The organism is Gammaproteobacteria bacterium (genome assembly GCA_028817255.1).
GTDB lineage: Bacteria > Pseudomonadota > Gammaproteobacteria > Porifericomitales > Porifericomitaceae > Porifericomes > Porifericomes azotivorans.
Genome location: JAPPQA010000163.1, coordinates 1 through 9,431 on the forward strand (window position 1 = coordinate 1; position 9,431 = coordinate 9,431).

4 protein-coding genes and 1 pseudogene are annotated in these 9,431 nt (G+C 67.3%); 2 read left to right on the forward strand and 3 right to left on the reverse strand.

The features are described from left to right. The first annotated feature begins 227 nt into the window (after positions 1 to 227). On the forward strand, positions 228 to 788 hold the full coding sequence (locus OXU43_06810; GenBank protein MDD9824864.1) for a hypothetical protein: 561 nt from the start codon (positions 228 to 230) through the stop codon (positions 786 to 788). A 102-nt stretch (positions 789 to 890) separates the two neighbouring features. Here OXU43_06810 and OXU43_06815 read toward each other — a convergent pair whose 3' ends face one another. Then, positions 891 to 1,568: a TVP38/TMEM64 family protein gene (locus OXU43_06815; protein ID MDD9824865.1), complete on the reverse strand. Its 678-nt coding sequence runs from the start codon at positions 1,566 to 1,568 to the stop codon at positions 891 to 893. A 117-nt stretch (positions 1,569 to 1,685) separates the two neighbouring features. Here OXU43_06815 and OXU43_06820 point away from each other — a divergent pair, with 117 nt between their 5' ends. After that, positions 1,686 to 2,723 (forward strand): AI-2E family transporter, encoded by a 1,038-nt coding sequence (locus tag OXU43_06820; protein ID MDD9824866.1) that lies wholly within the window; start codon positions 1,686 to 1,688, stop codon positions 2,721 to 2,723. 303 nt (positions 2,724 to 3,026) lie between these two features. Here the strand turns inward: OXU43_06820 and OXU43_06825 are convergent. After that, a pseudogene (locus OXU43_06825) lies at positions 3,027 to 4,463 on the reverse strand (tetratricopeptide repeat protein). Positions 4,464 to 4,566: 103 nt separating this feature from the next. Then, on the reverse strand, positions 4,567 to 9,423 hold the full coding sequence (locus tag OXU43_06830) for a hypothetical protein (protein ID MDD9824867.1): 4,857 nt from the start codon (positions 9,421 to 9,423) through the stop codon (positions 4,567 to 4,569). Positions 9,424 to 9,431 lie beyond the last annotated feature (8 nt).

The following is a 9,431-nucleotide window of genomic DNA, read 5'->3' on the forward strand; positions in this document are numbered from 1 at the left end:
AGTCGCGCCGGTGGGGGGAGCAGCTAAAGCGCCTCCATCGCCCCACCGCCCAGGACAACCTGTATAGGTAACCGCAAGGGCCGCATAGGCTCCCCCTCAAGGTGTAAAGGGGGGAGTGATGGGAAAAAGGATTCGCGCATAGAGGGCGGGCCGGCGTTGCGGGCATTCGCTCAGGCAGGGAGACGGAGATTTCCGCTATACTTCAGGGGGGGTTCGTACAGAGGCCCATGAATACCCTGATATACCTGAGTCCCATGCGCTTTGCGCTTGCTCTGCCGCCGGTCCTCGCCCTGCTCTGCGGCCCGTATCATGCGCCGCGCGCGCAGGGGCCCGAGCCGACGCCGGAGGCCGCTGCCTACGAGATTGCCGAAGACCCCAAGTCCGGCGTCTCTTTCGTTGCGCTGGTGGCGCCGTTGTCAAGCGGCGCCAGGGTGGGCTTTGCCTTTATCTGTACGCCGGGGGCTGCCCCTGAATTGGAGATTCACTTCGGCGGCTGGCCTGCCCGTCCCACTTGGTTGCAACTGGCTGTCAAGCGGCCTGACGGCACCGCCTGGCGCCACGGCGAACCCGAGCGTCGCCAAGGCGGACCGGATACCGGCTTCGCTTATTACCGCCTTACCGACCCTGGGACCGCCGCCGCCTTTCTTGATGCCGCGGCACGCCCGGGCGCGCTGATCTCGAACGGTTACAACAGCGTGTGGAATCGCACCAGCATTGAGGACAGCAACGCGGCGCGGTCGGCGATCTCCCGTTGCGGCGGGGTGGCACTCGAAGCGCTGGGACAGTAGCCGCAGCCGTTACGCAATCGAGGGGAAAAGATTCCCATCCCGTTATTCCCGCGCATCGCTCCCCCTCCAGGGGGGAGCGATGGGAAATGGTCCACCCTGGGTTCAGTGCAATTTGCGCCGCAACAGTCTTCCCAACAGCAGGAACAGGCCGATCAGCGTCAGAGCCAGGATCGTATCCGGCGAGAGCGCGTCCGCCGGCGTCCGCAGTTTCGCCAGTTGCCTGCCGGCGTTGGCGTAGAGGAAGGTGCCGGGCAGCATGCCGATCAGACTGACCGCGGCGAAGACGCGCAGGCGCATCGGGCCTATGCCCATCGCCAGGTTGACCAGGAAGAAGGGGACCACCGGCACCAGGCGCAGGGCGAGCAGGTACCAGGCGCCGTCGCGGCGCATCCTCGCGTCAATCTTTTGCAACGGGCCGCCATAGCGGCGCTTCAGGGGCGCGCGCAGGAGGTGGCGCACCAGCAGGAAGGCCAGGCAGGCGCCGCCGGTGGCGGCGAGGCAACTGAGGACGGCGCCCCGCAACGGGCCGAACACCGCCCCCCCGAGCAGTGTCAGCGCCACGGCCCCTGGCAGCGCCAGGGCGCTGAAGGCGACGTAGATCGCGCAGAACCACAGGGCCGCGCGCAACGGGTGTGCGTGGTAGTAGGCCGTAATGGCTTGGCGCTGCGCCGCCAGGGTTTCCAGGCTGAACAGGCGGTTCAGCTCAGGCAGCGCCAGCAGCAGGAGCGCGGCGCCGACCGCCAAGGCGAACAGTAGCAATGCCTTCGCCGAGCGCTTCATCCCGTGCCGCCCAGGCAAGCTGTGGGCGCATTGCGCCCCATTCCGCAACGCCGCTGGCGTACCGGGGGCAGGCGGAGGCGGTTATACTGGCGCCATTCGGGGCTCCGTGAATCGTTCATGCCGGTACAGAATCTTTTAGGCATCGTCCTGTTGGTGGCGATCTCCGGCCTGCTGCTCAAGGTGGGCAAGGCGGTTCTGCTGCCTTTCGTTTTGGCGGTATTCATCTGGCATATTATTGACGCCGTGGCGCAGCAGTTGGCTCGCTTGCCCGTGTTGCGCGACTTGCCGCTGGCCGCCGGGCTGTACCGCGTGCTGACGCTGTTGCTGCTGTTCCTGCTGCTCTGGTTCCCCGCCGAGACGGTGTTCGAGGGCGCAGGCCGGTTGCGGCAGGAAGTGCCCGGGTATCTGGACAACCTTCGGGATCTGGCGAGCCGGCTGTTGCCGGCCCTGGATTTGGAGCAGGCACTGGATCCGGGGCGCCTTTGGGGAGAACTGGAGGCCGGCGCCCTGTTGGCCGGCATGTTCGCTTCCCTGACCTCTCTGCTCGGCAGCGGCGGCGCCGTCCTGCTCTACGTGATCTTCTTGTTGCTGGAGCAGCATAGTTTCCCGGCCCGGATGCGCGCCCTGTTCCCGGACCCGGAGCGGGAGCGGGAGATGCGCCGGCTATTGGGCGTCATTGCCGGCGAGGTGCGCGCGTACCTGTGGTTGAAGACGATCGTCAGCATGGTCACGGCGTTGTTGAGTTACGGGGTGATGAAGCTATTGGGCTTGGATTTCGCCGGTTTTTGGGCACTCCTGATCTTCGCGCTGAACTTTATTCCCTACCTGGGGTCGTTGGCGGGCGTGGCGCTGCCTTCGCTGTTGGGGCTGGCGCAATTCGGCGCGATCCCGCCTTTTTTGTTCCTGATCGGGGGGTTGGCGGCGGTGCAACTTTTGATGGGCAACGTTCTGGAGCCGCGCCTGCTGGGCAAAGGTCTGAACCTGAGTCCCCTCGCCATGTTACTCGCGCTGGGCGTTTGGGGGGGGATTTGGGGCGGGGCCGGGATGTTCCTCTCGGTGCCGCTGATGGTCAGCCTGATGATCGTCTTCGCTCATATTCCCCGTACCCGGCCCATTGCCGTCCTGATGTCCCAGGACGGTCGGCTGCGATCCTGAGCGCGGCGCCCTTTGCGTCCCTTGCCCTGCCGGCGCGGCGCCGGATTCGGCCGCTGTCTGCGCCTGGCGCGGCGGCGGGCGGCGGGCGGCGGAGTGGTGCAGACCGGCGGCAAAATGTTTGCCGGCTTCTATTTCCTTGACGCTGAGTTGGCGGCCGATCTTTTCCAGAGCGCGCAGGTCTTCTATCTCGCCGGCGCCGGCGGCGAGACTGCACCAGGCGTAGGCCCGGATGCGGTCTTGCGCCTGTCCGCGATGAAAGTACAACATGCCGAGCTCGCGCTGCGCCGCCAGATGGCCCTGTACGGCAGCCAATTCCAGCCAGCGGATCCCCTGTTCGTAGTCGCGGCCGCCGCCTTCGCCGCGGGCGTGGGCGAGGCCGATCTTGTATTGCGCGGGCGCGTATCCGTCCAGGGCGGACTTGAGGAACCATTGCCGCGCCAGGGCCTTGTCCCGGGGTACGCTGTTGCCGAGCGCGTAGGTCATGCCGGTCTCGAAGTCCCGGCGGGCGGCCGCCAGCCGCTTGTCCTTGACCGCCGATGCCTGACCGCGGCCCGCGGCCGCTGTCGGAGGCGCGTGCGCGGGCTCGCCGTCTTTTAACAAGTTGCTGAACCGGATCGTCAACTCTTCCCGCAGCAGTTCGGCATCCAGGTTTGGCCAGCGCCGCAGCACTTCCTGGGCGGTAGTGGAGCCCTGTTTTACCGCCTGTCCGTACCATTGTCGCGCCAGCGAAGGATCGGGCGCCGTCCCTTCGCCGGTAAGGTAGAAGTGACCCAACAGGTACTGGGCTGCGCCCAGGTTCTCTTCGGCCGCCCGCTGGGTCCAATGCGCCGCGAGTACGCGGTCGCGGATTGTCTCGTATCCCAGGTAGTGCCGCGCCGCCAATTCCAGTTGGGCCTCCGGTTGCCCGTCGAGGGCCAGCGCTTGCAAGCGCTCCAGCTGCGCCGGTTCGGCGCCGGACGGCAGCAGGGGGCGCGGAGCCAGGGTCTCCAGCTCGGCCTGTGCGGGCGCGTACCCTTGTTTCGCTGCCCGCCGCAGCCATTGGACGGCACGTTCCCGGTCCCGCGGTATGCCCTGGCCCAGCCGGTAGAGCCGGGCGAGGTGGTATTGAGCCGCGGCGTCTCCGCCCCGGGCGGCGCGGCGATACCAATATGCCGCCCGTTCCGGGTCCAGGGACAGGCCCTGGCCAGTATGGTAAAGGCGCGCGAGTTGCAACTGCGCGGAGATGTAGCCCCGGTCGGCGGCCACCTGGAACCAATGTCCCGCCGCCCGCCAGTCCCGCTCGGCACCCTCGCCGTAATAGTGGGCGATCCCCATGCGGTAGCAGGCTGCCGGGTGCCCCTGCCGGGCCGCTGCCTGGTACCAGCGCGTCGCCAGCTGGGGGTCGGGCGCCACGCCTTCGCCAAGCGTATGCAGCACTCCGAGGTTGTACTGCGCGTCGGCGTGTCCCTGCCAGGCGGCCTGCCGGAACCACTGCGCGGCCTGTTTGGGATCCCGCGGCAGTCCCTGGCCGGTGTGGTACAGGTAGCCGATGTAAGTTTGGGCGCTGGGGTCTCCGGAGCGCGCCTGCTGCAGATAGTCCTGGAGGGAAGTCTCGGCGGTTGCGGCGGTTACGGCAGCCAGGAGCGAGGCAAGGATCGGTGCGGCGGGCAATGCAGTTCGCCAGCCTCCGGCAGGCGCGCGCCGTCGCCGGAGATGGCGCCTGCGGGGCTGGGATGGAGGGGAGGGCAGACCGTAAAACATGGCGGTATCCGCGAATCCTCCCGCAAAACCAGCCGCAGTGCAAGAAATAGTATCGTTCCGCCCGCTTTGGCGGGGCAGGGCCTGCTGGACGGAAGCCGCCGGTTTAGAAGCTGTATTCGCCGTCTAAGAGGAATTCGTAGCCGGGACGACCGTCACTGCGCCGGGTGCGCTTCGCTCCGGCACTGAGAGCAAAACGCCGGGCTTCGAAGCGCAGGCCGCTGCCGTATTGGCGCTGTCGCCCGGAGACGTTGCCGTTGCCGTAGATCGTCACGATGCCGGGCGTGCCCCAGAAGCGGGCGTCGCCGATGCCGTAGGCCAGTTCGCCGTGCAACGAACGCCGCAACGAGCGGCGCAGTGCCCCGGCGGCGGCGTCCGCTATCGCCGCGCCGCCCGCCAGCGCGTGCGTGTTCGCCGTTGCCCCGAATTCCGGCTGTAGCGACAGCATCAGGCCGCGTCGGTCGTTGCCGAAGTCGTAGCGCAGGCCGCCCGTCAGCAGGTATTCCTTATATTTGCGCCGGCTGATCTGGCCGTCTTTGTTGGTGATTCGCGCTTGCAGCTTCAGGTTGCTCTCCAGCCCCAGTTTGGGCCATAGGAGGTCGAAGCCGCCGCCGAGTTCCCCCGTTACGGCGTTGGGCGCGGCGTCGCCGAAGTCCTGCGCCGCGCCCAGCAGCAGGAAGGGCCGCACATGCGTTCCCGCCATGGCGCCGAAGCGTCCCGCCAACTCCAGCTCGGCTTGCACCTGTTGCGCGTTGGTTGTGGTTTCGCCGTACTTTCCAGGCGGCACGGTGCTGTCGCCCGTGAGGCGCCCCCCCTCTATGGTGCCCTGGGCCGCGGTCGTTGACAGGCGCAACAGGATATCCACGGGCGTCTGCGAGGGCCGCCGCAAGGTCAAGCCGGCGGCGCCGAGCACTAGATCGGAGTCGCTCGCGCCTTCGCGCCGCGTGCCGCCCGCTTCTTGCTCGATGATATCCACCTCGCCGCGGCCATAGCCGCCCAGCACCCATACGCTGACTGCCCGCGAGGGCTGCCAGGCCGCGTAGGGAACGATAGAGATCATATCTTGCTCGAAGGTGGAGGTGCCGGGCAGCCCCGGCAGGATATTCGCGTCCAGTTCCAGATCGCCATGGGTATAACCCGCGGCCATGCCGATCAGGAAGTTTCCGTAGCGCCGGTCCGCGCCCAAGTAGAAAGTCCAGGCATCGCCCTTGTAATCGGCGAGCTCGCCGCCGATCACCGGTTCTCCCTCCAGCTTCGTGTAGCCGCCGCGGCCCCATATCACCGTTCCCGTCCTGGCGCCGGACTCGCCTTGCGCCAGGGCGAAGCCGGAGTCGCCCAACAGTTGCCGCGGGGAAAGGCCGTCGTTTGCCGATGCCGCGGCGATGACGATGCCCTCCAGCCCTTGCAGCGCGGCGCCGCCGTCGTCGCCGTCAGCCGGCATGTTCAGGAGTTGCCGCGGGGTGGGGCTTTGCGCCGGCATCACGATGCCGATGCCCGTAAACGGCACTGGCGCGACGCCTTCCTTGCCGCCGCCCGCGACCACCTGCCGCCCGCCCACGGTCAACGCCAGCCCCGGCGCCAAGGCCCCCGAGTCCGGGTCCAGACGGCGCGAGATCGTCGGGATGGCCAGGATCATGGCCGCCCGGGTCAGCATTGCCCCGGCCACCTCCAGGCGTTGTTCGCGCAACCGCGGGTCGTCCGCCACGTCCGTGATGCGGATGCGCAACGGGTTTGGGGCGCCGATGACAGTCGTTTCCGGCGGCATGTTGCCGCTCAGGGTTATGACGATGAAGTCGTCGTCCGCAACCTCGCTGACCGTGTCCCGCGCGGGGGTCAGGGTGAAGGTCTTGACGGTCTCATCCATGGCGAAAGTCAAAATGCCGCTGGCGTCGGTAACATCGCCGGCTGCCGCGGGCAGCGTCGTCGCCCCGGCAATGTCGCCGTCTTCCAGGGTAACCGCGTATGCCACCATTACGTTCCCGGCGCGCGCGCCGCCGCCGAGTCGCAGCTCGATCGCGGCCGCTTCGCCTTCGGCCACCCGGCCCGGTCCGGAGAGAGAGAACCGCGCGCCGTCGTCGTCGGCAATGGTCGCGGTCGCCATCGCCGTATGCGAGGCCGCATCTATGCCAAGGAGCCTCGCCCCTGCAGGCGTGGCAAGGGCCGTCGCCCCGGTGGGGTCGGGGTCCACGGCGGGCATCCCGGTCGCGGGATTCGTTTCTATCACCTGGTTAATCGTTAACTCGAAGGTTTCGTCCGGCTCCGCCGCATTGTCGTTCACCGTCTCAATCCGCAACGAGGCGGTATTCCGGCCCGGGGGGATGACAATGCTGTACTGCGATGCCGGGACCGGCGGGCTCGCCGCCGAGTCGCCCGCGCATGCCGCTGTTGCCGGGAACAGGTAGTCGGCGTCCACCGTGTCTTGCAGACCGCCGGGCAGACCGCCAGTGGCCCCTCCGTCCTCAAGGTCGTAGCAGATTCTCAGGGCTGCGGTGTGCGGCAGGGTGCTCTGCGCCAGGGGTACGACCTCGAAGCGGAACACGGCGGCTTCGCCCTCGGTCACGGTGCCCGGCGGCAAGCCGTTCGAGTCCGTGTCCGGCAACGTGACCCGCACTTCCCGCACATGGGCGACGTTACCCAGTGCGGGGATCGTCGCCGTTGCTATGGCGGTTCTGATACGAACCGAGGGAGGGCTGTCTCCGCCGGTAACCCTGGTGGCGCCGGTCAGTGCGAGTGTCAGGGTTTCCGCGTCGTCTTCCTCCGCCCACCGGTCCTGCCTGACATGGATCCGGATCCTGCCGCCGCGCCGGCCCGCGGGGATGGACAATATCCCCATGGAGGTGTCGAGGTCGGGGAGCACTCCCGCCCTCGTAGGATTGGGCATATTCGTGCTGGCCGTGTACGCGACGCGCACTTCGTCGGCGGAGGGGACCGTTAGCGTAACGAAGAACTCTATGTTCGTGCCTTCTGTTACCGTGGCGGCGCCACTGGTCACGGCGACCGCCAGGGCGGCGCTACTGGCGGCGATGTTGGCCGTTGCCGTTGCGCCGGGCATGCCGGTCGCGGGCACGGAGGCCATGCCCGCGCTGGTGGCGCCCGTCAGCGTCACGCTAAAGCTTTCCACCGGTTCGTTGAGGGTGTCTGGCGCCGCCGTTACGGTAATCGTGCCGCTGGTCTCTCCGGCGCGGATCTCCAGCCTGTTGCCCGCGCCTGCGCTCAGCGCCACGCTGTAGTCGGCGGCATCCACGTCGCCGCTTATGGAGAAGGGGATCGCTACGGGCGCGGTGGGCGTACCGCCTGCGATGCTCACGGTGAACACCGCTTGGTTTACGTCGCCAGGCATGGCGTCCATGGTGGCGAGTTCCTGGAGGGGTGCGCTGCCGTCGGTGCGCGCCACCGACACCTGGAGCGGGTCGTCGTCCCCGATCCGCACCGTTGCCTCGCCGTTTGCGCCGCTGATCCCCGCGCCGGTGATCGGCATGCCGGCGCCATCGAGCAGGGTCGCGCTGACCAGGGTCATGACAATGGTCTCTTCGGCTTCGTTCAGCATATCGTCGGTTACCTGGATCCGGATCGGGGCCAGGGTGTCGCTCAGAGAGAGCGTCTCGGTGCCGGAAGGTTGGGTGTAATCCCGATTCGCGGTGGCGGTGCCGCTCATCCTGTAGTTCACGCGCAGCCTGTTGCTGCGGATTCTGGCGCTCAAGCCCACCGTGATGTTGAAGGTTGCCGTCTCGCCTTCCGATTGACTCGCTGTAGCCGCGCGTACCGATACGATGTGGTCCGCCGCCGCGCTCGCCCGGATGGTTACGGTGGTTTCCGTTTGGCTGGCGGAGATCGCCCCGCCGCCCGCCGACGGCGTCGAGACCCCGGTGAGGGCTACGGTCAGGGTTTCGGCGATATTCTCCGCGGTTCCGTCGGCGAGCGCGCGAATATCGAGATCGCGCTCGTATCGGAAGCTGCCGTCCTGGGCGCGGGTATAGGTCAACGTGCTGGGATTGCTGGAAAAGATCAGCATGCCGGCGTTCGGATCGTCGTAATCGTCGGCCGTCACGATGCCCGCGATGCTGTACATCACCGTCGTGTCTTGCGACAACCGGCCGCCGGAGAGAGTGACGGTAAAGCGGGCGTCTTCGCCCTCGTCTATTTCCGCCGGGGCGCCTGCCGCGCGCGTCACCGAGGCCGTGACCTGGTCGTTGTCCGTCAGCGTCGCATTTGCCGTCGCGGCGATGGGGATGCCGACGAAGCTGCCGTCCGCGCCGGGCGGGTCCCGGTACAGGTGCAGAATAATGGTTTCGTCCGCTTCGTGCAGGTTATCGGCCCTGACGGGAAGTCGGATCCGTTGCGCGCTACGGAAGGTCAGAGTCCCGGTAGCGGTGGCTCCGTTGGCCGCGAAGTTCGCGCCGTCGGGCGCGGTATAGTCGCGCCCATCCTGGCTGGCCGTGCCCGGCGTGGCGGTGCCGCTCAGCCGGTAATACAGGGGCCTATCCATCGCGGGCGCCGGCGAAGCCGCAACCGCGAACACGACTTCGTTGCCCGTGCCGTCGTTGTCCCGGTCTTCCTCTATGATCGTTTGCTCCGCGCGCACCGTGTAGCGCACCGGTTCTTCGATAACGATTTCCACTACCGTGTCGTCGGCAAGGCCGGCGGTTGGCGGCATCAAGATGCCGTCGCGCCCCAGGACTCTGATGCGGTCCGCGTCAGGGGCGGCATTCAGAAGTTGCAGGCGCAGACGCTCCCCCGATTCCGCTATGTTGTCGTCCGCGGCTTGCAGGCGCACCAGCAGGCAGTTCTCGATGCTGGGGATGCTGGGGATGTTCTCGATGCTGGGGATATTGTAATCCGCGCGCGAGAAGTCTCCGGGGCGCAGGCCGATGCTGCCGCCAGCCAACTGCAGGTTGGTGCTGGTAAAAGTAAAATCGCTGACTCCGACTCCGGGGCCGATGCCGATGCTTACGGCGCCGGCCACGCCCGTTA

Coding starts and splice junctions, on each gene's coding strand:
- OXU43_06810 (MDD9824864.1), top strand. CDS start 228: ATGAATACCCTGATATACCTGAGTCCCATGCGCTTTGCGCTTGCTCTG.
- OXU43_06815 (MDD9824865.1), bottom strand. CDS start 1,568: ATGAAGCGCTCGGCGAAGGCATTGCTACTGTTCGCCTTGGCGGTCGGC.
- OXU43_06820 (MDD9824866.1), top strand. CDS start 1,686: ATGCCGGTACAGAATCTTTTAGGCATCGTCCTGTTGGTGGCGATCTCC.